The sequence below is a fragment of the Pseudomonas sp. MT3 genome (genome assembly GCF_054720805.1).
On sequence record NZ_JBTVPY010000009.1, the window covers coordinates 172336 to 196420 of the forward strand.

The window sequence follows — 24085 nt, forward strand, 5'->3', positions numbered from 1 at the left end:
TAGAGGCTTACTACGACCTTCAGGTGCTGGATAACAACTGCTACGTGACCGTCGATGGCGCTATCCATCACAACAGCGGCAAGACCTGGGTAGGCTGCTCGGGCCTAGCCCAGCACGCCTGGGAATGGCCGCGCATCAACGCCGGCTACTTCGCACCGACCTACGCCCAGATCCGCGACATCTTCTATCCGACGATGGAGGAGGTGGCATTCGATTGGGGGCTGCGGACCAAGATCAACCAGGCGAACCACGAGGTTCACCTCTACAGCGGCAGCGCCTACCGCACGACCATCATCTGCCGCTCCATGGAGAAGCCGCAGACCATCGTCGGTTTCAAGGTCGGCCGGTCCCTGGTGGACGAGCTCGACGTACTGTCGCTGATCAAGGCCCAGCAGGCCTGGCGCAAAATCATCGCGCGTATGCGCTACAAGGTGGACCGTCTCCGTAACCGCGTGGACGTCACCACCACCCCGGAAGGCTTCAAGTTCGTCTTCCAGCAGTTCGTGAAGCAGCTTCGCGAGAAGCCGCACCTGCAGGAGCTGTACGGACTGGTCCAGGCCAGCACCTACGACAACGAGGCGAACCTCCCGGACGACTACATCGATTCCCTGATGGAGTCGTACCCGCCGCAGCTGATCGCAGCGTACCTGCGCGGGCAGTTCGTCAACCTGACGTCGGGCACGATCTACACCGCCTTCGACCGCAAGCTCAACGCCTCGCAAGAGACGGTGCAGCCTGGGGAACCGATCTTCACGGGCATGGACTTCAACGTCGGCAAGATGGCCGCCGTGGTGCACGTGAAGCGCCTGGGCCTGCCGCACGCGGTAGACGAGATCATCAACGCCTACGACACCCCCGACATGATCCGGCAGCTCAAGGAACGGTTCTGGCTGTACGCCGATGGCGACTACCGGCCGACCCGCCAGATCAGGATCTACCCCGACGCCTCCGGCGACTCGCGCAAGTCCGTCCGGGCCAGCGAGACCGACATCGCGCTGCTCAAGCAGGCTGGCTTCATCGTCTCGGCGCCCGCCGCCAACCCCCCGGTAAAGGACCGGATTAACTCCATGAACGCCATGTTCTGCAACGCCAAGGGTGAGCGGCGGTACCGGGTGAACCCCGACCGGTGCCCGACCTACGCGGACGCCCTGGAGCAGCAGGTGTGGGGAACTAACGGCGAGCCGGACAAGTCGGCCGACATCGAACACCCCAACGACGCGGGTGGCTACTTCATCCACAAGGAGTTCCCGATCAATCGGTACTCCCTCGCAGGTGTTTCCTAATGGGCGTAGTCCGCTTCCTCAGCGACAAGCTGGTCAACTTCGTGGCCAACTTGGGCACGGAGCGCGACAAGGCTGCCGGCAGCTTCTACGCGCCGGTCCTGCTCACCGACGAGCAGTTGCAGAACGCCTACCGTGGCGCGTGGTTCCCCCGGAAGGTAATCGACATTCCCGCCAAGGACGCCACCCGGCGCTGGCGGGCGTGGCAGGCCAGCAAGCAGCAGATCGAGAAGATCGAGGCCGAGGAGAAGCGCCTACAGGTCAGGGCTCGCACCAAGGAGGCGCTTACCAAGGCGCGGCTTTGGGGCGGCGCGGCAATCTTCATCGGCACCGGCGACAGTGACACCAGCAAGCCCCTGGACCCTGATCGGCTGGGCAAGGGCGGCATCAAGTACCTGACGGTCATGAGCCGGCGCGACCTCTCTGCTACCGAGCAGGATCGTGACGTCATGTCGCCGAACTACGGCAAGCCCAAGGCTTACCGCTTGGGCGGCAGCGCGATCGAGATTCACCCGTCCCGCCTGGTGATCTTCACCGGCGCCGATATCCCCGACCAGGACTTGGCCAGCGGCAACCAATTCGGCTGGGGTGACTCGATCTTGCAGGCCGTCTTCGAGGCCATCCAGCAGATCGACAGCACGATGGCCAACGTCGCCAGCCTGATCTTCGAGGCGAAGGTCGACATCATCCGAGTTCCCGACTTCATGCAGGGCATGCAGGATCCCAGCTATGAGAAGAAGTTGCTGGAACGCTTCCGGCTGGCGGCTACGGCGAAAGGCATCAACGGCGCACTGCTGCTGGATAAGGAAGAGGAGTACGAGAGCAAGAGCGCCAACTTCGGCACGCTGCCCGACATCATGGATCGCTTCATGCAGGCTGGCTGCGGCGCTGCTGACATCCCGGCAACGCGGATGCTCAGCCAGTCTCCCGCCGGCATGAATTCCACCGGCGAGGCGGACCTACGCAACTACTACGATCGCATCCAGTCGAGCCAAGAACTGGACATCACGCCGGCCATGTCGGTGCTGGATGAGTGCCTGGTGCGCTCCGCGCTGGGCAGCCGCCCCCCGGAAATCCATTACGTCTGGAACAGCCTCTGGCAAACCACGGCGAAGGAGCGGGCGGAAATCGGCAAGACCACCGCCGAGACCATCAAGATCATCGTCGAAACCAAGCTCTTCCCGGCTGATGCCATCAGCAAGGCCGCCGAGACGCTGCTGGTGGAGAACAGCGTGATGCCAGGCCTGGAATCGGCGATCGAGGAGTTCGGCTCCGAGGTTCCGGAGGACCAGCAGGACGAGGAGGGCGGCACCACCAAGCTGCAGGACGCCGCAGCGCGCACGCTCTACGTGTCCCGCAAGGTGCTGAACGCTGGCGCGATCATCGACTGGGCGAAGGCCCAGGGCTTCGAGACCACACTGCCGGCCGAAGACCTGCACGTCACCGTCGCCTACAGCAAGGTCCCGGTCGACTGGATGGCTGTGGCACAGGCCTGGACCAACAAGCCGAACGGCAACCTCACCAGCTCCGCCGGCGGCCCCCGTATGGTCGAGCAGTTCGGCGAGGGCGCCATCGTCCTGCTGTTCAACAACACCGAGCTGACCTGGCGACACCAGGACATCCTCGACGCCGGCGCCTCCTGGGATTGGCCGGACTACCAGCCGCACATCACCTTCACCTACCAGCCCGGCAGCGTCGACCTTGACCAGGTCGAGCCGTACCGCGGCGTCATCGAGCTTGGCCCGGAGATCTTCGAAGAGATCACCCCGAGCTGGTCGGACGATCTCAACGAGGAATAGCAATGCTCCTTCTCGACCACTCCCTGTCGGTGTCCGGGGTTCGCCGGACCACTGACGGCTACCTCGTGGCCGTCGCCAAGGTGGCCCGCATCGGCGTGCAGGACTACCTCGGTTCCGAGGTCGGCAAGCCTGAGATGCCTCTGGTGCGCGTCTATCGGCCGCCGGAGGCGGTGTTCGCTGAGGACGCCATGCGCTCCTACGCCTTCCGCCCGATGACCAACGACCACCACGGCGAGGTGAACGCCGACAACTGGAAGGAACTGGCTGTCGGCAACACCGGCGCCGAGGTCCTTCGCGACGGCGACTTCGTCCAGGTGCCGCTGGTGCTGATGGACGCCAACACCATCCGCGACTACGAGGCCGGCAAGCGCGAGCTCTCGATGGGCCTGGAGGCATCCGTCGTGTTCCAGGACGGCGTAACCCCGGAGGGAGAACCCTACGACGCCATCGTCACGGACATGCGAATGAACCACCTCGCCCTGGTCGACAAGGCCCGAGGCGGCGAGCAACTACGCATCGGGGACTCGCGCAGCCCCGCTGCGAAACCCCCTGCGCAGAAACCGAAAGGAGGCCATGACATGGCTGATGCACTCCGCAAACTCCTGGTCGATGGCCTCACGATCGAGACCACCGAGCAGGGCGCCCAAGTCGTCGAGAAGCTGCAGAAGCAGCTGCAAGACGCGGGCGTGAACCTCAAGACCATCCAGGACGCCCATGCCTCCGCGCTGGCTGCCAAGGATGCCGAGCTCGCCAAGAAGGACGCCGAGATCGACGGCCTGAAGGGCAAGGTCCTGAACGACGCTGCCATCGACAAGCTGGTGACCGAGCGTGCCGACCTGCTGGCCCTTGCGGTCCAGATCGCCGACGGCGACTACACCGGCAAGTCCCCGGCCGAGATCCGCAAGGCTGTGGTTGTGGCCAAGCTGGGCGACGCCGCCATCGCCGGCAAGACCGAGGCCTACATCGACGCCCGCTTCGACCTGCTGGTCGAGGACACCAACGTCGACCCGGTCCGCCGCGTCCTGGGCGACCGCAAGACCACCAGCCCGACTGACAACGGTCAATCGGCCTACGAATCGCGTCTCAACGACGCCTGGAAGGGAGGTGCCAAATAGCCAGAACTAGGAAAGCCAGGACCAGTTATCCCCAAGCATGATCGAAGATATCGTTCCCCTGGCAACTCCAAACTTCTCGGCTATCTCCGATTCGGACATGGCGCCCTTGAGCGCCCTGATTTGGAGAACCTGCTCTTCAGTCAGCTTCGTACGGCCATTCCGGCGACCGCGGTTGATTGTTCCATGCCCATAGCGATCCGAAAGGTTGTCCGCGCATTCTGCCCATCGCAAGTGCTTCGGGTTCACACATCCCTCATGCCCTTTTCCGCATGAGTGGGCAACTTGATGCCCTGGCGATGGTGCAGGTCCATTGACGATCTCGCACATCACGGCGTGGGCTCCGGCTGTTGATCGACCCCTGCGGATTTCCCCATAGCCATGTGAGGTTTTCGCGAAAGGCCACGCAAGACAGGCATCAGATTGATGCTCGCGATGGTTCATGAGCCATTCCATAGGCTCCCCATTTCGAGCCCTGCCGGCCTTCGGGTCTCCATGTCGACGCCACCGAAGATAGTGGGCCCTGCACATACCGCGAGCCCTTGACTGGTTCTCGCATCCATCAACCAAACAACGACAGTCGTCACGCATTTTTGCCTCCGGCATGGTGCTTGATGTTCTCATTGTAATTGCGAACGGCCAAAAGGCCAGGAGGCAGACATGCCTGCAGTACAAACTACATATGCCGCGAACATCCGCCCCGGCCTGCCGGGCATGATCGTCGACGAAGTCCCGAAGACCCTGATCTCCCGTACCGTCGAGGCCTCTGGCGGCCTGGCGTTCGGCATCCCGGTCATGCAGGGCGCCGCCGACAAGGCCGGCCGTGCCGCGACTGCTGGCGACACTGCCGCGAAATTCGTCGGCATCAGCGTCCGCGACCGCTCCGTCAAAGCTGAGGCCAACCAGTACAGCCAGTACGAGTCGGCCCGCGTGATGACCGAGGGCGCCATCTGGGTGACCGCCTCCGTGCAGGTCGCCGCGGGCGACCCGGTCTACTTCGTGCCGGCCACTGGCGTCTGGACCAACGTCGCTACCGACAACGTGCTGGTCGCTGGTGCGCGCTTCGACACCAGCACCACTGGCGCCAACCAACTCGCTCAAGTCCGCCTGGGCTAAGGAGAAACCATGAGCCGTATTCACCTGCTCGATGCCCAGGCCGCCCTGGGCTTCGTGGTCTCGCAGACCACCTACATCGAGCGCCAGGTCAACGAGATCGTCTACCCGGATATCCAGTATCCGCAGCTGATCCCGGTTGACACCTCGGCGCCCGAGTGGATCAAGACCGTTACCTTCTACTCGGCCGATAAGGTCGGCAAGGCCGATTGGGTCAACGGCAACGCCGACGACCTTCCGCTGGCCAGCACCGAGCGCTCGAAGTTCGAGTCGAACGTGCACATGGCCGCTATCGGCTACGGCTACGGGCTGGAAGAGATCAGCCAGGCGCAGATGCTGGGCCTGAACCTCACCGCCGACGATGCAGCCGCCGCACGCCGTGCCTACGAGGAGTTCGTGGACCGCGTTGCCTTGGCGGGTGACTCGTCCAAAGGCTTCAGCGGCCTGTTCAACTACCCAGGCGTGACCGCGGGCAGCGCCGTAACTGGCGACTGGGCAACTGCCACCGCCGACCAGATCCTGGCCGACGTGAACACCGCGCTGACCGTGCAGGCCCAGGGCACGCTGTTCACCGCGTTCTCCGACACCCTGCTGATGCCTTACGCGAAGTTCCTGCTGATCGCCACTCGCAAGGTGAATCAGGACGGTTTGGAGTCGATCCTGACCTACCTGCAGAAAAACAACGTGTACACCGCAAGCACTGGTCGCCCGCTCACCATCCGCGGCCTGAACGGCCTGGATACCGCTGGCGCCGGCGGCACCGCGCGCATGATCAGCTACCGCCGCGATCCGTCGGTGCTGAAGATGCACATCCCGATGCCGCACCGCTTCCGTCCGGTATACCAAGCGGGCCCGCTGCGCTGGGAGGTCCCTGGCATCTTCCGCCTCGGTGGCGTGGATATCCGTCGTCCGGCGGAAGTCCGCTACACCGACGGCATCTGACGGGAGTTCATCATGGCCAAAGTCACCAACACCCATCGCGTCACCCCCATTGGCCTGCCGAGCGGCGCCGTCATCCTGCCGGGGGCGTCGCTCGACGTTCCCGAGTGGGAGGAGATCAAGGGCCGCAAGAACCTCGCGTTCTACGTGCTCACCGGCGTGCTGGTGGTAGAGGGCGGCGAGGGCGGAGACGACCAGGGCGGCGAAGAGGCTTACCGCCAGCAACTGTTCGCCGAGCTGAAGGCCCTTGGCGTCAATGCCGGCTCCAACAGCAAGACCGAAACCCTGGTCGCGAAGCTGGCTGAAGCCAAGGCTGCCGCCAACAACCAGCCTCCAGCCGACGAAGCGGCGCAGAAGCAGGCGCTGATCGACCAACTGGCCGCGTTGGGCGTGCCGGCTGGTCCCGATGCGACCCTGGAAGAGCTCCAGAAGGCCCTGGCCGACAAGCAGGCCGATCAGCAGTAATAACCCCGCACAGGGATGAACCATCCGGGCCAGGACGGCCCACCTATTCGAGAACGATGATGGCCGATGCAATCGTTACGTCCGAGCAATGGCGCACGGTGTCGGGCTTTGAAGAGCTCTATGAGGTCTCAAGTCTTGGGCGTGTGCGGTCTCTGCCGCGAACCGTGGCATTCGGAAAAACCGAGCGGCAGTGTGGTGGAATCGTTCTTCGGCAGGGCAGAAAACCCTCCGGCTACATGTTTGTGATGCTCTGCCGAGAGGGAGGCCAGGAGTGTGCGAATGTGCATCGCCTGGTTGCGAAAGCCTTTGTCGAAGGTTGGTTCGACGGAGCGCAGGTCAATCACAAGGACGGGAACAAGGCCAACAACGCCTCCATAAACCTGGAGTGGTGCACGGCCGGGCAGAACATTCTCCATTCCTACCAGGAAGGGTTGAGAGCACGGGGTGCCACCGATCATCTCATTCGCTTTGGTGAACAGAACTCGCAGGCAAAGTTGAGCGCTGCCCAAGTTGCCGAGATCCGCGAGCTCTCCGCGCAAGGCATAAGCGGGGCGGAAGTTGCCAGGCGCTTCGGTGTCAGCGCTTCGCAGGTTTGTCGCATCAAGAAGGGCCTACGCTGGCCCCAGCAGGTGGCATGAATGAGCGTCTTCTATGGAACGGTCGCCGGGGCGGACCAGTACCATTCCGAAAGAGGCAATGCCGCCTGGACTGGCACTGAGGAGGCGAAGACCGCGGCGCTCACCCGAGCATCGGCGTACATCGACGGGCTGGGCACCCAGGTGCCCACCACCCAATGCATCTTTGTGTTCCCCGGCAAGAAAGCCGGAGGCCGCAGCCAGGCGCTGCAATGGCCGCGCTCTGGAGCGATTGACCGCGAGGGCGATCCGATCGACGCCGGCAGCGTGCCGACGGAGGTCGAGCAGGCCACCTATGAGGCCGCGCTGCGTGAGCTGGTGAAGCCCGGCAGTCTGAACCCGGACTACGTCGCCAGCATGGCGGTGAAGAGCGCTACGGTTGGCCCGCTGAAGACCGAGTTCTTCGGCCCAGCCGAGGGTGACGACCAGCCCAACAAACCCTACGTGGGAATCATCAACGACATTCTGGCGCCGATCATGGCCTGGCGCTGCCCGTGCCCGGGCGTGGCCACGGTATGACCGAGGCCGAGATCCTCGCCGCGATCGAGGGCAAGGAGCCGGCGCTGCAGCAGGCCTACCTCGACAAGGTCAGGGCGGTCACCGATGCCGCCGTGGTCGCGGAGATCGAGCGCTACATCCAGGAGCAGGACGAGGACGCCATCGTCGAAGTGCTGTCGCTGGGCCTGCTGGCCGCGTTCCTTGAGCAGGTGCGCGCCACCTACCTTTCGGGCGCCGTCTGGGAGATCAGCTACCTGCCGCGGTCTGTCGCTCCTGAGTTCGACGCCATGGGCGCCGACGCCACCGGCTGGCTCGCCCGGAACGCCGTGGAGCTACAGCGCGACACGGCGGAGGCAACGCGCCTGGCCGTCCGCTACACCATCCAGACCGCAGACCTGCTCGGCCAGTCGGCTCGGCGCACCGCCCTGGATCTGGTCGGCCGGCGCAGCAGCCGCACCGGAGAGCGCACCGGCGGCGTGGTCGGCCAGCCTGGCGGCTATGCCAAGTTCGTGGCCAATGCCCGCGTGCAGCTGCTCAGCGGCGACCCGGTGCAGATGCGCCAGTACCTGACTCGCCTGAAGCGCGACCGCCGCTTCGACGGAATCGTCCAGCGCGCGATCGAGCGCGGAAAGGCGGTGGCTCAGGCCGACGTTGACCGCATCGTGGGCCGGTATTCCGAGCGCCTGCTGCGCACCGGCGCCGAGCAACTGGCCGCCACCCAGGCTCACAACGCCTTCAGCGCAGCCCGCGACCAGGTCTACGAGCAGTTGGTGGGCGACGGAGTGGAGCGCAGCCGCATCCAGAAGGAGTGGCACACCGTCGGCGATGACCGCGTCCGGCACAGCCATGCGCCAATGCAGGGGCAGAAGCAGCAGCTCGGCAGCCCCTTCGTGAGTGGACGCGGTGCGCTACTGATGTATCCGGGCGACGATTCGCTCGGCGCCGGAGACGACGAGATCATCGGCTGTCGGTGCTGGGTCGAATACAAACTAGGAGCTCCCCGTGCGCGATGAAATGCAGGCCATCTTCGGCGAGCTGTTCGACACGATCTTCAACGAGTCGGTAACCGTCTTCTCCGGCCAGTACATGGGGCCCGGCACTTGGGACCCTATCACCGAGACCACCACAGCCCAGCCCGTGATATACAGCGGGCGCGGTGTATTCCACGAGTATGACGAGGACCGCATCGACGGGCTGAACATCCTGGTGGGCGACATCCTGCTGATCGCCCTGGTGAACGAGGTGGAGGACCTGCCCAAGGTCGGGCATGAGCTGAGCACCGTCGACGTGGTGCCGATCCTTGGCGAGGTACTGGCTGGTTACCGCATCGTGACTGTCGGCGGCGACCCTGCCGGCGTGCACCATGAGTTGCAGTTGAGGAAAGCCTGATGGCAAGGCGGAATGGCGGAAGGTCCTGGAGCGTGTCGCCAAGCGCCTTCATGGATACCGTGGAGGCCAATGTGGTGCAGAGGCAGAGCGATATGACCATGGAGGCACTGCGTGAGATCGTGGAGCACGCGCCTGTCGATACTGGTCGTTTCGTGGCCAACAACATCGTCAGCATTGGAGAGCCGGTTTTCTACTCGCTTAATGCGTTTGACAAGGACGGCCACGAAACCATCGCCAAAGGGTATGCCGAACTTGCCCACCTGGTGCCGTACTCGGTGATCTACATCCAGAACAACCTGATCTACGCCGGCGCGCTGGAAGATGGCCATTCCGGCCAGGCCCCCGGGGGCGTATATGGCGTGGCCCATATAGCTGTCAGTGCGAAGTTCACCAAATGACCTTTGAGCAAATCCGCGGCGTGATCATCAGTCGGATGACCGCATGGGCAGGAATTCCTGCAGACGATGTCGACTACCCGAACAACCCAAAGGGACCATTCAATCCAGTCGGAAAAGCCATCTGGGCGCGTCTGGTGGATCTCCCTGCGGCTTCGACCTCAACCGAGATTGGCAACGGCCCCTGCGTTCGCCGCGACGGTCGCGTCACCATTCAGCTCTTCGTGCCCAGCAACAAGGGCACGCTGGCCATCACCAAGGCTGCGGACACCCTCGTCGAGCACTTCCAGTTCTACACCGACCCCGCGTACCCCTTCGACTGCTTCGCCGTGTCCATGAACACGCTCGGCGATGACGGCCGCGGCTGGTACCAGGTCAACCTGAACATTCCGTACCGGGCCTACTGAGGCCTCCCTTCCACCGCCAGCCCGGCGGTTTCTTTCGCCTACACAGGAGAATCGCCCCATGAGTTCTGGCGCGAAGGTCCAGCTCGCCTGGATCAAAGAGGTAACCCCCGGCGTCACGCCCTCCGGCAATTGGAACACGCTGACCCGCATCAGCAACGGCGTAACCCCGACCTACAACACCGAGGAGAACAACGAGATCGGCGCCGACCGGATGGCCCAGGGCACCGCCCAGACCACCGTGGATGTAGGCGGCGACGTCGAAACGAAGTGGCGCTATGGCGCGCTCGATGAGTTCATGGCGTCCTGCTTCGGCAAGGAATGGGCCGCCAACGTGCTGACAATGGGCAACGACCGCATCACCTTCTCGCTGGCCACCTATGCCGCGGATATCGGAGTCGCCGGTATCGCCCGTGGCGCCCAGGTTGCGACGATGGCGTTCGACTTCCCCGGTGACAACGAGGTGACCGTAACCTCGACCTTCGCCGCTCGCGCCTGGTCCGACAAGGCTGACGACACCTCCTACATCGTCAACGCACAGCCCGAAGCCGCGCAGCGCCGCTTCGGGTTCAAGGACATCAGCGGCCTGAAGATCAATGGCGTGCAGGTCGGCGAGGACAATGCCTGCGTCGATTCCTTCACCCTGCAATTCGACAACGCCGTCCAGACCCAGCGTTGCATCGGCAATGGCAACCCGTTCCCGGGCAACATCATCCCGACCACCTTCACCCCGTCGGGCTCGATCACCATTGCCTGGTCGAAGCTGGCCTACCAGAACTGGAAGAAGCAGCAGACCGGCGATGCCATCAGCCTGGAGTTCACCATCGCCAACGCCGATGGCGGCTACTCCATCCTGCTGCCGGAACTGGAGGTCAGCGGCGACTGGCCGGATGCCGGCGCGCAAGAGATCGTCCAGGTGGAGCTGAACTACACCGCCCGCCGCGTGCCGCCGACCATCACCCGCCTGCCGGCCCCGGTCGCCATCGCGAGCGTAACCGTTACCCCAGACACCGTGTCGGTAGCCGTCGGCGAAGCGGTCGACTTGGAAGCCGCTGTGCTGCCGACTGGTGCGAGCCAGACCGTAACCTGGGAATCCTCCGATGATGCGATCGCCACCGTCAGTGCGACCGGCCTCGTCGCTGGCATTGCCGTAGGCACTGCGACCATCACCGCCACCAGCGTGGCTGATCCGACCAAAACCGACGCCTGCGCGGTCACCGTAACCGCGTAATTCACCTTGCCCGGCGCGCCCTGCGGTGCGCGCCGGGCCTTTTTACCGCAGAGGAATATCATGGCCATCACCCTGAAGAAGAAGCCCGAGCTCGATCTCCACGGCACCCGTTGGGTGCACTTCAAGCTGGATAAGGAGACCGGCCGCCTGGCGCCGCACCCCGTCGAGGAGGAAGCAGACCTCTCGCTGCTCGTCGCGTCGATCATGAACCCGCTGTACCAGTCTCACCTCGCGCTGATCAAGCGGCACATCGCCTGTATCGACATGGCCGCTGGGGTTGGTACTCGGGATTTCGATCCTGCCGCGCTGGGCGAGGTCGCCTACGACGAACAGGGCCGCCTGCTGGTGGTGCTGGCCACAGAACAACTGATCAAGGACTGGAAGGGCGTGCAGGAGGCTGAGGAGCCCGGCGTTCCCGCTGAATACACCCCGGCGCGCTGCCAGGTGCTGCTCAACGATTACCCGGAGCTCTATCTGCACGCCATGCGCACCGGCAACGACATCGCCGAACGCATCGAGCAGCACGCTCAGGAGACCGTGGGAAAGTCCTGAGCGCCTATCGCTGGGCCAGGGAGTGGGCTGGCCCCCAGCACGAGAAGAAGCGGCACCAGCACGAGCGCTTCGGCCTGCCGGTGCCTCCGGCTCCTGAGATTGACGGGGTAAGCGCCGAAATCCTCGGTGCCTACCACTGCATCAGCCGCGGGCGGCAGTACATCGGCATGATCGGCCAACCGGCCGCGCTCTCTCACCGCGATATCGACGCTTACCTCCAGCGGTTCCCCACCGCCATCCCCCTCGAAGAATTCGAAGCCGCCATCTTCGCCCTGGACGACGAGTACCGCGACCAGTGGGAAGCGCAGAACGCGGAAAAGACGACCTCGAAAAAGTAGCCGGAGACCGCTATGGCGGACGAAACTCGCCTCAGCATAACTATCGACTCAAGGCCGGCTGAGAAGAATGCAATCAATCTCAGCGATGCCCTGGATCGAGTGGAGGAGAGCGGCAACGAGGCTGCTGCCAGCACCTCTCGACTGAGCGAAGTAACACTGAAGCTCGGCCCGAACATGAGCAAAGCTGCAGCCGCTACCGTGGCTTCGCTTTCTCGCATCGAGAGCGCCACTGAGTCCACCAGCACCCAGCTGACTGCGCTCGTTTCGCGCTCTGTCGCGCTTGAGAATGCCATGATGGCCGTTGGCCAGGGCGTTGGCAGACTCGACGCTGGGATCACCCAGTCGAACGCACAGCTAGGACAGCTGAATACCCAAATGTCGCATCTGGTTACGACATTTGGCGCCTTCTCACAGGGCCAGAGCGCGATCAATGCACAACTGACCAGCATTGCCGCGAACATGTCGCAGGCGGCCGACGAAGCGCAGAACCTTGATCAAGCTACCAGTCGGGTAGGGCGCAGCTCTCGCTCGGCTGAGCAGAGCATCGACGAAGAGCGCGCCGGGTTGATGAAACTGCTCGGACAGATCAACCCGACGGTTGCCGCCCTTGATCGCCTGGACGACATGCAGGAGAAGCTCGCCCGGTACAAGAAACTCGGCCTGGTCGACGCGGAAACCGTGGCAGAGGCGAACGCCCGGCTTAAGGCTATGCGTGACGCCTTGAGCGATACGTCCGATGGCCTGAACAAGACCGGCCAGTCGGCCAAGATGATGGCGAACAACATGCGCATGCTGCCGGCGCAGATCACGGACATTACCGTTGGCCTCGCCACAGGCCAGGCGCCGCTGATGGTGTTCCTGCAACAGGGTGGCCAGCTCAAGGACATGTTCGGCGGAATCGGTCCTGCGATCAAAGCCGTGGGCGGCTATGTGGCCGGGCTTGTCAACCCGTTCACACTGGCAGCGGCTGCGGTCGGCGCCTTTGGCGTGGCGTACTACCAGGGCTCGAAAGAAACCGAGCTCATGACCAACGCCATCATCGCCAATGGCAATGCCGCCGGCACTTCGGCCAGTCAGCTCGCGAACTTCGCCCAGCAGGTCGGCAAGGGGAATGCCACCGTTGGCGAGGCTGCTGCTGTACTGACCCAGTTGGCGTCCGCCGGAAACCCGCTGACCACCATGTACACCAGCATCACGGCCAGCGCCATGAACTGGTCGAAGCTGACCAGCCAGGCCACCACCGAAGTGGTGCAGAACTTCAACGACCTCGCCAATGACCCGGTCGGCGCGGTGAAAAAGCTGGACGACCAGCTGCATTTCCTCACTGCTGCCCAGTACGCCAACATCCAGTCCCTGCAGGAGCAGGGCCGCACTATGGATGCGGCACGCGTTGCGACTGACGCTTATGCCGACGCATTGGACACGCGGTCGGCGGAGATGGAGAAGAACCTTGGCTATGTGGAAAGCGCTTGGAACGGCCTGAAAAGTGCCGCGAAGTCTGCCTGGGACGCAATGCTCGATGTAGGCCGCACCGAAACCCCCGAGCAGCAGCTGGCCAAGGTCTACAAGCAGATCGAGAACGCCCAGAAGGGCGTCGGTCGCGGCGGCCGCCTTATGGGCCTGGGCATCAACCGGGACAGCCTCGACACTCTCTATGCACGCGCCGCCGAACTCCAAGGCAAGATCGCCGCCGATGGCCAGAAACAGGCCGAGGACATCGCCAACAACCTGTTGCAGACGGCCGGCAAGAAGGGTGTCGACACGATCAACAGCATCTACACCTCGGCGCAAACCCAGACCCAGAAGCTGGAGAAACAGCTGAAGGACCTGGACAAGGCCCGGGCGGATGCCCTGAAGGCTGGCGGCTTCACCGCCGAAGAGGAAACCAAGTACGCCGCGTCGCGGAAAAACATCGAGCAGCAGATCGCCGACATCAAGGAGCGGGAGGCGAAAAAGAACGCGCCGAAGACCCGCGGCCAGAACGCCGGTGTGCGGGAAGCGGATAACACCGCGTCCCGCCTGCTGGCCCAGTACGATCCGGCCGCCCAGGCCGCGCGCACCCTGACAAAGGAAGAAAGCCAGCTCCAACTGGCCCTCTCCAAGGGCAAGATCACCCGCGAGGAGTACGGCAAGGCGCTGGCCCAGGCATCGCAGAACTATGCCGCCGCCATCAAGGGTGCGCAGGGCCTGACCGCTGCCGAGCAGTACCAGGCGCAGGTGGAGCGGCAACTGCTGATCCAGCGTGAGCAGTACGCCGCGCAGGCAGCCGCCGTCGGCATGGGCAGCAAAGAGGCGGAGCGCTACCAGCAGCGCCTGCAGCTTGAGCAGCAGACCAACGACCGGGTGCTGCAACTGCGTACCGAACTGGCCCAGGCCACGACCGAGAAGCAGCGGCAGGAGCTCCAGGCCCAGATCGACCTGACAAACGAGTACTTGCCGCAGCAGATCGCAGCAATGCAGCAGGGCTGGGCGCAGATGGATGCCGCCATGTCCAACCCCATCAACGGGTGGACCGCTGCCGTTCAGAACTTCGGCGACCAGGCCGCCAACGTCGCCGGCCAAACGCAGAGCATCTTCCAGGGGGCCTTCAGCACGGTAACCGAGGGCATCACCCAGGACATCATGGACCTCAATCTCTCCATGAGTTCCCTTGGCGACATCGGGCGTGAGGCGCTGCGCAGCATCATCTCAGGCTTCGTGAAAATGGGCGTCCAGATGGGCGCCAATGCGCTGCTGGCGATGACGCTGGGGACTTCGCAGACAGCAGCGACTATTGCAATGGCGGGCACCACGGCTGCCGCTTGGGCGCCTGCGGCGGCAATGGCATCGCTGGCAACGTTTGGCGGTAACTCCGGCCCGGCAGCCGCTGCGCTGACCTCCACCACCGCTCTGGCATCATCCCTAGCAATGATCCCCGGCCTCGCCACGGGCGGCATTGTGAATGGCGCCGGCACCGGAACCTCCGACAGCAATCTCCGCTGGCTCAGCGATGGCGAGTTCGTCGTCAATGCAGAGGCCACGCGGCGCAATCGCGCGCTGCTGGAGTCGATCAACTCCAACGACCGAGTGCCGAGCTCGTCGAGCGGCAGTAGCTCAACCGCGGCATCGGCCGGCGGCGCGCCAACCGTGAACCTCTACGAGGACCCATCTCGTGCGGGCACCGCTGAGGCGCGCAAGGGTGATGACGGCTCCGACATTATCGACATCTGGGTGGCCAGCATCATGGGCGACGGCAAGGCCCACAAGGCCCTGCAGCAGAAGTACGCACTGAGGACGGCAGGCTCATGAGTGAACCCATTCAGTACCCATCGCAGTTGCCGAAACCGTTGCAGGACAGCTACAAGCTCACCACCACCGACCCGAAGCTCAGCACGATGCTGGTTACCGGCAGGATGCGGGAGCGCCGTCACTATACGAACGTTCCGACGCTGGTGAACGTCCGCTGGAACATGGATCAGAACCAGGCCGCGTTCTTCGAGCGGTGGTTCCAGTCAACCCTCGTGGACGGCACTCAGTGGTTTGATGCTGAGCTCCTGACACCCGCTGGTTTCGTGCCGTACACCTGCAAGATTCGCGGGATGTACGACGGCCCGACGCTCGTCCAGGTCAGTCGCTGGGAGATCACGGCAACCGTCGAGTTGCGCGAGCGCCCATTGATTCCGCCGTACTGGGATCAGTTCCCCGACCTCTGGTTCAACATGAACATCATCGACGTAGCTCTGAACAGGGAGTGGCCTGAAGCATGACGGTACTCGAACGCTTCTATGCCTCGGGCGGCCCGGAAGTCGCGATCGCCACGCTGGAGATGTCCTGCTCGGCGTGGGCTGACTCGCTGCTGCTGTGCCAGGGCTTCGAAGACCAGGTATTCACCACGGAGGATGCGCGGACGCTTACCTTCCAGGCGGCCGGCATCGACGTGGCGATCCCGAAGCGCGACAACTCCGGTGCGCAGACAGTGGGATTCGCCATCGACAACGTCACCGGCGAAGCCCAGCAGCGAATCGATGCCGCCATCGAGGCAGGGGAGAAGATTTTCCTGACGCTGCGCATCTTCCTCGACACCGACCGGAGCGCGCCGGCTGAGCCTCCATATCGGATGGTGGTGAAGAGCGGCCGCTGCTCCGGGACCACCGTGGAAGTCACCGCCGGCTACTACGACTTGATCAACACCGGCTGGCCGCGTGACGTGTACACCACGACATTCGCGCCAGGGCTCAAGTACATCAGCTGACCCATGTTCGATCGATACCTGACGGCCACCTACGTTGAGGGCGGCCGCGAACTGCCGTGCCTGGACTGCTGGGGGCTGGTGATCCTGGCCCGCTCCGAACTCTATGGTCTGCCACGCCTGAGCGACTTCGGTGCGGTCACGCGGCTTACCCCGGTGGACATGCAGCGTGCTTACCACGCTGAAGTTGAGCGCGCCCTGGTCGAGTGTGAGCCGGCGCCCGGCGTCATTGCCGCGGCGATGCGTGGCGCGCTGTGCGTCCACGTCGGCCTGGTGGTCGAGAAGGAAGGGCGCCTGGCCGTTCTGGACATCAACCCGCGCGGTACCCCAACAATTCAGCGCCTGGCCGACTTCGAGGCGCGCTACCTGCGAGTGATCTATTACCGTGATCGAGATATTTCCGTCTCGCCTTGATGGTGAGCCGCTGGAGCGGCATCCGATCATTCAGCCGCTGACCATCCGCGACTGGCTGACGACCAACGTGCCGAGCTACAGCGATCGCGACCTGCACCCGATCACCATTGGCCTGATCCGCGCCGAGTTCGCCACCAGGACCGACCTGACCGAGCAGCAGATCAACGCCCAGGAACGGATCGTGCCGGCGGCAGAGTGGGGCGATACCCTGCTGCAGACGCAGGACACCGTGCGCATCTACATCGAACCGCGCGGTACTGACCCCTTCACCATCACTGCGGCGCTCTTCAAGGGCGTGCAATCCGTGTTCCGCGCACTGATGCCCAAGATGCCGGGCATGCCGTCGGCGCCTGGTAGCGGTAACTCGCTGAACGACGCGTCGGCGAACGCGAACAAGGCTGCCCTGGGCGACGTCATCCCTGAGCTTGCAGGGTCACCCAAGCGCTACCCGGACTATCTACTTCCGCCTCGCAAGTACTTCTCCGCTCCGCGCGAGCAGTGGATGGAAGTCCTGCTGTGCGTGGGAAAGGGGGAATACCAGATTCCGGCTGGATCGGTGCTCATCGGCGACACCGCGCTGCTCGCCTTGGGCGCGGACGCCAGCTACACCATCTATGGGCCGGGCGCTGACCTATCGGCGGAAACTGCTGCGCAGTGGTGGCACACTGCGGCCGAGGTAGGCGCCACGTCCACCGGTACCGCAGGCCTGGAGCTGACGCTATCGACCGACGTCACCCCGTCGCCGACCGCCGCGGCGTACCAGTTCAGCGGATTCACCATCTCCATCCCGGTCGGCCAGGGCAAGTTCCCCGACGACTGGGAAGATGGACAGGTGATTCGCGTGGTCGCGCCGTACAGCTACACGGTCACCGACGGCACGCCGCGCGATGTCGTTACCGGTCCGCTGGGGATGCTCAACGCCAGCCCAGGCGATGAGATCGAGGTCGTCGGTGTCAACGGCGGCTATTACATCGTCTCGGAGTTCGACGTCAGCACCGGCATGACGCTGGATTATGACTGGGGCTCGCCGGCCGACCAGCTCACGCTGGGCACCGGCCTGGCCACCATCGGGCCGAAGGGCCTGCTGTATCGCATCGCTACGACCTCAGGCGACAAGCAGAGCATCACAGTCCAGCGTCTGACCTCCAGCGGCTCAACCGACCTCGGCTGGCCAGGGTTCAATAGCATGACGACCTCGTCAGCCGTCATCAGCCTGGACATGAGCGGGTCCGTTGGCGGCTACCGTGGCCCGTTCCCAGCCTGCCCTGAGCGGGAGAAGACCTCCCTGATCGAGTTCGACGTGTTCATGCCGGAAGGGCTGTGCGGTGTCGGCCGGGAAGGGCAGTTCTACCAGATCAGCGCCTTCTATGACGTGGAGTGGCGGGACATGGCTGTCGGCGGGGCCTGGAACGTCGTTCACTTCAGCCATGCCGGCAACACCCTGGACCAGCAGGGGTTCACCGACCAGATCGCTCTCCCATATGCCATGCGCCCGGAAGTACGGATGCGGAAGGTGTTCGTCAATCAGGGCGGCAACTCCACATCCGAATACCGCGACAAGGCTCAGTGGTATGGGCTACGGGCGAAACTGCCGGCGCCTACCAGCTACGCCGGCGCCACCACAATCGCGGTCAAGGTGCGTTCCTCGGATCGCATCTCCTCGATGACAGACAACAAGATCTCGCTGAAGCCGACCCGCATCCTGCCGACGCGGAGTGGCGGAGCCTGGACATCGCCGCAGCCAACGCGGGACATCGTGCCTTGGATCGCCTACGTGGCGAAGTCCATCGGCTACACCGACGCCGACCTCGACCTAGTGGAACTCGACCGGCTGGACGCCATCTGGAAGGCGCGAGGTGACACCTACGACATCGCGATCACCGACGCCGGTACGGTGAAGAGCAACCTCGAAGACCCGCTCGATGCCGGTTTCGCCGAGCTGACCATCAAGCGTGGCCTCATCTCGCCGGTGCGCGACGAGCCGCGTACCTCTTTCGACCACATGTACACCCCGCAGAACATGACCGAGGGGCTGGTGCGCAGTTTCACCGCTCCTGGGCCGGGCGACTATGACGGCGTCGATGTGGAGTACACGGACGGACTGACCTGGGAAAAGGCGACGGTGCAGTGCCGTCTGCCTGGCGATGTCGGCAGGAAGGTCGAGAAGATCAGCGCGCCAGGCGTCACCAGCCGCGACCGCGCCTACCGGATCGGCATGCGCCGGCGGATGATTCAGCTGTACCGCCGTTGGGACAACACCTGGTCCACTGAACTGGATGCGCTGAACAGCGATTATCTCGGCTACTGCGCCGTTGCGGATGACGTGCCAGGTTACGGCCAGAGCGCGTTGCTGCTGGGATTCGAGGCGATCGGCGGCGGGCGGGTGCAACTGGAGTCCAGTGAGCCATTCGACTGGTCGTCGACGGATCCGCACCAGGTCGCGCTCCGCCGTCCCGATGGCACGCTGTCAGGTCCCTACGCGGCGACCAGGGTCGACGACTACGCCCTAACAATCGTGGCCCCTGACTTCATCCCTGACCTGTCATGGGAGATCGAGCCACCGCACCTGCTGTTCGGAACGCTGAAGCGCTGGTGCTACCCGGTTCTGATTTCGTCCATCGAGCCGAGCAGCAACGTCGGTGCGTCGGTCGCCGCCGTCAACTACGACGAGCGCGTCTACCAGTTCGACGACGCCACCGCGCCCTGATCGCCTTCCATTCCCTGAGCCTGCCATGAGCGGGCTTTTTTGTGCCTGGAGAAATGCATGCGCTACAACACCGGCAATCCCGTAGAGCCAAACGGTTCGTCCGATCCTCGCGATCTGTTCGACAACGCTGGGAACTTCGACCTGGCCCTGAATGCCACCAGCAATCAATGGTTTGACCGTCTCGGGCGCAGCCGCAAGTCGTGGACGGGATTCGAGCAGGACGTCTACAACTTCCTGGCGAACTCTGGGTTCGAACTGCCGCCGCTGGAATATGTCGACGGGTCTCCTCTGACGGTGGATCGTCCGACACAACTGATCGAGCGCGATGGCGTTCTCTACAGCGTCAGGCTGCCGGCCGAGTTCCCGGTTGAATTGAGCGGTAATTGGGCCGTCGATGAAACGTTGCTGGTGATGCGCGTAGACCAGTCGTTGCGTCAGGACCTGGCCAACGACAGCGGACCTGACAGCGGTTCCGACAAGGTTGGACATGAGGGCGCCACGGTGTACAACTTGATCGGCGACCGTATGGTGCTGAAGAACGGTGCCACCGTGGCAGAGATCATTGCCGCCATTGCGACCGGTCGCGAGGTGGTGATTCCGGAAGGAGTCGATATCACCATCGACAACAGTGCGGCCATCGGCCTGACCATCGCCGTCAACAATGCGCGAATCACCGGCAAAGGCCGTATTCTGGCCACGTCCGATAACTTCGACCTGATCCGAGTGACTGGCCAACGTGCCTGGATCGAACACATCGAACTGGTGGGACCTGGCACCTACGACCCGACAGTAGTCGACGGCAACCCACCTGCCCTGCTACGCCTGCAGGGCGACCGCTGCACAAGCTACCGAGTGCGCTACACCGAGCCCTACAGCTGCGGCCTGCTGATCAAGCAAGCGGCCGGCTGCCGCGCGCTGTACAACACGGTGAAGTGCAGCTATGCCGGTTCCATAGCTATCCCTTCACTGTTCGGCATCTATACCCACGTCACCTCCGATGCCACTGTGCGCGGCAACCAAGTCGTTGGCTGCATCCAAGGGATCAGCGGCGGTGGCAACGACGTGGGCTCGATCACCGTGACCGGTCTGGACGGAATCGTGTCCTCGAAGGCACGCAACACGCTCATTGATGGAAACTTCTGCGTCAATCAGCTCGACCATTCGATCTACTTCTCGAACAGCTCCGAGAACACCATCATCGACCGCAACATCGTCGGCAGCGTCAACTCAATGATCAAGATCGAGGGTGGTCCAAACACCGTCACGGACAACATCGGCACCGGCGGAGAAGGCATCCAGGGCAGAAACGTATTCAACACGCTGATCCAGGGCAACCAGTTTGTCACCACCAAGAGCAGCGCCAACGCCTACGGAATTCTCCTCTTCGACACTGTGTTCAAGCGCAACTCCACCGGCATCCGCATTCTCGACAACGTGCTGTCGCATGGCGCAGGCATCAGCAGCGCGGGCGGCATCCTGGTACAGGGACAGGTATGGGATGGTTTCCAGGCGCAGCTTGGCGATCTCGACATCTCCAACAACCGCGTCAAGGGATATGGCTCGGTATCTGAAGGCATTGGCATTGGGATTGACCAGACCCTATTTGCGGGTAGCCCGGTCATGGGCAGTTGGGCGGAAGGAATAACGATCAGCAACAACACCGTGACTATGCCGACCAGCGCAGCAGATAACTATGCCTGTCTGTTCCGGAACGCCGTGCGCTATATGACTTTCACGGGCAACACCCTGATCAACTTCCGCACCAATGGCGTGCGACTGCTGGGCGTGGCCGACTCGACCTTCACCGGTAATACACTGATTGCCGATCCTGCTGCTACGGGTGTATTCGGCTTCTTCGAGCGAGCCAAGGACCTCACCACTCACTTCAATTCGGCGAACAACAATTACGGCAACAACACCTACAAGGGCACGTTCGGCCGACGAGTGCAGCACTCCGACGAAACCTGTTTCAACGCTGACAGAATGGTGTTGCGCCGGACCGGGTCGTTGTCCACCGACACCATCGCCGCCTCTCAATGGCCGAAGCAACTCGTCTACAACAACCACTCGGCGGGCGCCGTGATTACCCTGGACGCCTTGACTAGCGCCCCGTGGCCGATCGATAGCGACCTGACCATCAGTAACGCCCACGCATCGAACTCGCTGACAGTCAATCCTGGCGGATTCGCCGTTGCGGCCGGCACTTCCCTGCGCTTGGTCGGAACTGGGTCTAATGCTTGGATAAAGGCCAACTGATCATGCCAATCACCGAAGCGCAGATCCTGCGCCTCTACCCCAACGCCAGCCATCGAGCTGGCGTTTTCATTTCTGGAGTTTGACCAATGCCTCGAATCAGCGCTGCCGAAGCCGGCGGCCAGAACGTTCTCGCCTTCCTGGATATGCTGGCCTGGAGTGAAGGGACCAGCACCAATCGTGGCAGCGACGATGGCTACAACGTGGTGGTGGGCGGCGGCCTGTTCCAGGGCTACGCAGACCACCCGCGCCAGTCGATCTACCTGCCGCGCCTGAACATCCGGTCGACAGCTGCTGGCCGGTACCAGTTGCTGTCTCGCTACTGGGATGCCTACCGCAAGAGCCTGGGACTAACTGGCGGCTTCACGCCGGAGAACCAGGACCGGGTGGCTTTGCAGCAGATCAGTGAGCGCAAGGCGCTGGATGACATCAAGGCCGGGCGCGTGCGCGAAGCTATCGCGAAGTGCCGGAACATCTGGGCATCGCTTCCGGGGGCCGGGTACCAACAACACGAGCACAAGCTCGAAGACCTGGTGCAGCAGTACCGGGCGGCCGGCGGGGTTGTGGCATGAGTGCGGGGTGGAAGGTTGGCGCCCTGGCGCTGGCCTGCCTGCTGCTGGTGGCCGCTGGCGCCGGTCTTGGTGCCTGGCTAGCTGCCGGGCACTACCGCCCGCAGCTCGACGCCGCCAACGACGCCAAGGGCCAGTGCGTGGCCGCCCGCGGCAACCTGGAAGAGTTGGCCAAGGAGCAGGGCGCTCAGCTCGGCGAGCTTGTCAAGCAGGCGGAGCAGCGGCAGACGAAGGCCGATCAGGCTGTCGCCGAATCCAAGCGTCAGGCCGGCGAGCACTACGCCGCCGCCCAGCGGCTGCAGCAGGAGCGCGCCGAGGGAGACCCGGCTGCGGTGGTGGAGGCGCTGATCGACAAGGAGTTGGGGCTATGAGTCTGCAGACGTGTGAAAAAAGTGCAGGTGCAGCGATTTTCGGCAGGTACAGCCGAAAAGTGCAAGTGGCGCAGGTGCTGTGGGTGTTGGTTGCGCTGGCGGGATGCGCCGGCCAGGTCGAGCTTGAGCCGCGCACGGTGCGCGTGGAGGTGCCGGTGGCCGTCCCGTGCCGGGCGCCGGCAGTGGAAGTGCCGACCTGGGCGACAGCATCGCTGCAGAAGGTCGACACCCTGCAGACCAAGGTGCGGGCGCTGCTGGCTGAACTGGAGCAGCGGAAGGGGTATGAGGTGCAGTTGCGCGCCGCGGTGCGGTCATGCCAGTAGAGCGGGCCGATATGGCTGGGCTGGGCGACCCTCTTCCTATATAAATGAAGCGGCTGCCTGCGGCAGAAATGCCATCAAAATCGTTTCCGCAACTAAACAGGCGCCCCGCGTGGCAGTAGGTGTGCAGGCAGGTATAATCTGACCGGTTGCGGAAACGAAAAGACTATAAGCCGTTGATATATAAAGATTCTCCGGCAGCCGAAGTGGCTGCCGCTGGCGTTTCCAGGATTGCCCTGGGCGTCGAATACAAAGGTGCGCGGTATCGCGGCTGGCAACGCCAGGAAGGCGGCGTGCCGTCGGTGCAGGCGGCACTGGAGAAGGCCCTGTCGAAAGTGGCCGATGAACCCGTGTCGGTCATCTGCGCCGGGCGCACCGATGCCGCCGTGCATGCCAGCGGGCAGGTCGTGCACTTCGATACCCGCGTCGAGCGGCCGCTGAAGGCCTGGGTGATGGGCGGCAACGCCAACCTGCCGGCGGACATCAGCGTGACCTGGGCGAAGGTGATGCCGGCGCAGTTCCATGCGCGCTTCACCGCGATGGCGCGGCGCTACCGCTATGTAATCTACAACGACCTGATCCGGCCGGCGCATATGGCTGAAGAGGTCACCTGGAACCACCGTCCGCTGGACGTTGCGCGCATGCGTGAGGCGGCCAGGGCGCTGGTCGGCACCCATGACTTCACCTCGTTCCGCGCGGTGCAGTGCCAGGCCAAGTCGCCGGTGAAGACTGTGCATCACCTCGAGGTGATCGAGCATGGCCACTTCATCGTGCTGGATATTCGCGCCAATGCCTTCCTGCATCACATGGTGCGCAACTTCGCCGGGGTGCTGATGACCATCGGCGCCGGCGAGCGTCCGCCGGAGTGGGCGGCGGAGGTACTGGCGGCGCGCGATCGTCGCGCGGGTGGCGTTACGGCGCACCCGTACGGGCTGTATCTGGTGCGGGTGGAGTACCCGGAAGCGTTCGAGCTGCCGGAGCGCTACCTGGGGCCACATTTCCTTTCAAGTTTGCCCGATATCCTTGGCTGACGATGCCGGGGGCATTTGCTACCATCGATCGATCACTTGCCT

Annotated in this window: 25 protein-coding genes; all 25 read left to right on the forward strand. The window is 63.6% G+C overall.

What is annotated here, in order from left to right; translation table 11 throughout:
* Positions 1-23 precede the first annotated feature (23 nt).
* The 25 genes from ACYCAX_RS11705 (at position 24) to truA (ending at position 24043) form a co-directional block, all read left to right on the forward strand.
* Positions 24-1283 carry a terminase large subunit domain-containing protein gene (locus tag ACYCAX_RS11705; protein ID WP_460248098.1) on the forward strand — a complete coding sequence of 420 codons (1260 nt, stop codon included), beginning with the start codon at positions 24-26 and terminating at the stop codon, positions 1281-1283.
* Positions 1283-3079 carry an anti-CBASS protein Acb1 family protein gene (locus ACYCAX_RS11710; RefSeq protein ID WP_460248065.1) on the forward strand — a complete coding sequence of 599 codons (1797 nt, stop codon included), beginning with the start codon at positions 1283-1285 and terminating at the stop codon, positions 3077-3079. Before ACYCAX_RS11705 ends, ACYCAX_RS11710 begins: the two co-directional genes overlap by 1 nt.
* A gap of 2 nt (positions 3080-3081) precedes the next feature.
* Positions 3082-4194: a DUF2213 domain-containing protein gene (locus tag ACYCAX_RS11715; protein ID WP_460248066.1), complete on the forward strand. Its 1113-nt coding sequence runs from the start codon at positions 3082-3084 to the stop codon at positions 4192-4194.
* Positions 4195-4851: 657 nt separating this feature from the next.
* Positions 4852-5307 (forward strand): structural cement protein Gp24, encoded by a 456-nt coding sequence (locus ACYCAX_RS11720; RefSeq protein WP_460248067.1) that lies wholly within the window; start codon positions 4852-4854, stop codon positions 5305-5307.
* A gap of 9 nt (positions 5308-5316) precedes the next feature.
* Positions 5317-6246, forward strand: a complete 930-nt coding sequence (locus ACYCAX_RS11725; protein ID WP_460248068.1) for a DUF2184 domain-containing protein — start codon at positions 5317-5319, stop codon at positions 6244-6246.
* A 12-nt stretch (positions 6247-6258) separates the two neighbouring features.
* Positions 6259-6708: a hypothetical protein gene (locus ACYCAX_RS11730; RefSeq protein WP_460248069.1), complete on the forward strand. Its 450-nt coding sequence runs from the start codon at positions 6259-6261 to the stop codon at positions 6706-6708.
* A gap of 59 nt (positions 6709-6767) precedes the next feature.
* A complete protein-coding gene (locus ACYCAX_RS11735) occupies positions 6768-7346 on the forward strand; it encodes an NUMOD4 domain-containing protein (protein ID WP_460248070.1) in 579 nt (192 codons plus the stop codon).
* On the forward strand, positions 7347-7862 hold the full coding sequence (locus ACYCAX_RS11740) for a DnaT-like ssDNA-binding protein (RefSeq protein ID WP_460248071.1): 516 nt from the start codon (positions 7347-7349) through the stop codon (positions 7860-7862).
* Positions 7859-8854, forward strand: coding sequence for a hypothetical protein (locus tag ACYCAX_RS11745; RefSeq protein ID WP_460248072.1), 996 nt, complete (start codon positions 7859-7861; stop codon positions 8852-8854). Before ACYCAX_RS11740 ends, ACYCAX_RS11745 begins: the two co-directional genes overlap by 4 nt.
* Positions 8844-9230: a hypothetical protein gene (locus tag ACYCAX_RS11750; protein WP_460248073.1), complete on the forward strand. Its 387-nt coding sequence runs from the start codon at positions 8844-8846 to the stop codon at positions 9228-9230. Before ACYCAX_RS11745 ends, ACYCAX_RS11750 begins: the two co-directional genes overlap by 11 nt.
* Before the next feature lie 50 nt (positions 9231-9280).
* Positions 9281-9628 carry an HK97 gp10 family phage protein gene (locus ACYCAX_RS11755; protein ID WP_460248074.1) on the forward strand — a complete coding sequence of 116 codons (348 nt, stop codon included), beginning with the start codon at positions 9281-9283 and terminating at the stop codon, positions 9626-9628.
* Positions 9625-10032: a phage tail terminator-like protein gene (locus ACYCAX_RS11760; protein ID WP_460248075.1), complete on the forward strand. Its 408-nt coding sequence runs from the start codon at positions 9625-9627 to the stop codon at positions 10030-10032. Before ACYCAX_RS11755 ends, ACYCAX_RS11760 begins: the two co-directional genes overlap by 4 nt.
* Before the next feature lie 58 nt (positions 10033-10090).
* On the forward strand, positions 10091-11260 hold the full coding sequence (locus tag ACYCAX_RS11765) for a phage tail tube protein (RefSeq protein ID WP_460248076.1): 1170 nt from the start codon (positions 10091-10093) through the stop codon (positions 11258-11260).
* A 60-nt stretch (positions 11261-11320) separates the two neighbouring features.
* Positions 11321-11812 carry a hypothetical protein gene (locus tag ACYCAX_RS11770; RefSeq protein WP_460248077.1) on the forward strand — a complete coding sequence of 164 codons (492 nt, stop codon included), beginning with the start codon at positions 11321-11323 and terminating at the stop codon, positions 11810-11812.
* A gap of 167 nt (positions 11813-11979) precedes the next feature.
* Positions 11980-12150: a hypothetical protein gene (locus tag ACYCAX_RS11775; RefSeq protein ID WP_460248078.1), complete on the forward strand. Its 171-nt coding sequence runs from the start codon at positions 11980-11982 to the stop codon at positions 12148-12150.
* A gap of 12 nt (positions 12151-12162) precedes the next feature.
* Positions 12163-15438, forward strand: coding sequence for a phage tail length tape measure family protein (locus ACYCAX_RS11780; protein WP_460248079.1), 3276 nt, complete (start codon positions 12163-12165; stop codon positions 15436-15438).
* Positions 15435-15896 carry a transposase gene (locus ACYCAX_RS11785; protein WP_460248080.1) on the forward strand — a complete coding sequence of 154 codons (462 nt, stop codon included), beginning with the start codon at positions 15435-15437 and terminating at the stop codon, positions 15894-15896. Before ACYCAX_RS11780 ends, ACYCAX_RS11785 begins: the two co-directional genes overlap by 4 nt.
* Complete coding sequence (locus tag ACYCAX_RS11790; RefSeq protein ID WP_460248081.1) at positions 15893-16381, forward strand: DUF1833 family protein; 489 nt, start codon at positions 15893-15895, stop codon at positions 16379-16381. Before ACYCAX_RS11785 ends, ACYCAX_RS11790 begins: the two co-directional genes overlap by 4 nt.
* Before the next feature lie 3 nt (positions 16382-16384).
* A complete protein-coding gene (locus ACYCAX_RS11795; protein ID WP_460248082.1) occupies positions 16385-16792 on the forward strand; it encodes a hypothetical protein in 408 nt (135 codons plus the stop codon).
* Positions 16764-19499 carry a host specificity factor TipJ family phage tail protein gene (locus ACYCAX_RS11800; protein ID WP_460248083.1) on the forward strand — a complete coding sequence of 912 codons (2736 nt, stop codon included), beginning with the start codon at positions 16764-16766 and terminating at the stop codon, positions 19497-19499. The genes ACYCAX_RS11795 and ACYCAX_RS11800 overlap by 29 nt, the downstream gene beginning before the upstream one ends.
* A gap of 57 nt (positions 19500-19556) precedes the next feature.
* Entirely contained in the window at positions 19557-21755 is a 2199-nt protein-coding gene (locus ACYCAX_RS11805; protein WP_460248084.1) for a right-handed parallel beta-helix repeat-containing protein, read from the forward strand.
* Positions 21756-21841: 86 nt separating this feature from the next.
* Entirely contained in the window at positions 21842-22324 is a 483-nt protein-coding gene (locus tag ACYCAX_RS11810; protein ID WP_460248085.1) for a glycoside hydrolase family 24 protein, read from the forward strand.
* A complete protein-coding gene (locus ACYCAX_RS11815; RefSeq protein ID WP_460248086.1) occupies positions 22321-22692 on the forward strand; it encodes a hypothetical protein in 372 nt (123 codons plus the stop codon). The genes ACYCAX_RS11810 and ACYCAX_RS11815 overlap by 4 nt, the downstream gene beginning before the upstream one ends.
* Positions 22689-23015, forward strand: a complete 327-nt coding sequence (locus tag ACYCAX_RS11820) for a hypothetical protein (RefSeq protein WP_460248087.1) — start codon at positions 22689-22691, stop codon at positions 23013-23015. The genes ACYCAX_RS11815 and ACYCAX_RS11820 overlap by 4 nt, the downstream gene beginning before the upstream one ends.
* A 173-nt stretch (positions 23016-23188) precedes the next feature.
* Complete coding sequence (gene truA, locus ACYCAX_RS11825; protein ID WP_460248088.1) at positions 23189-24043, forward strand: tRNA pseudouridine(38-40) synthase TruA; 855 nt, start codon at positions 23189-23191, stop codon at positions 24041-24043.
* Positions 24044-24085: the final 42 nt, after the last annotated feature.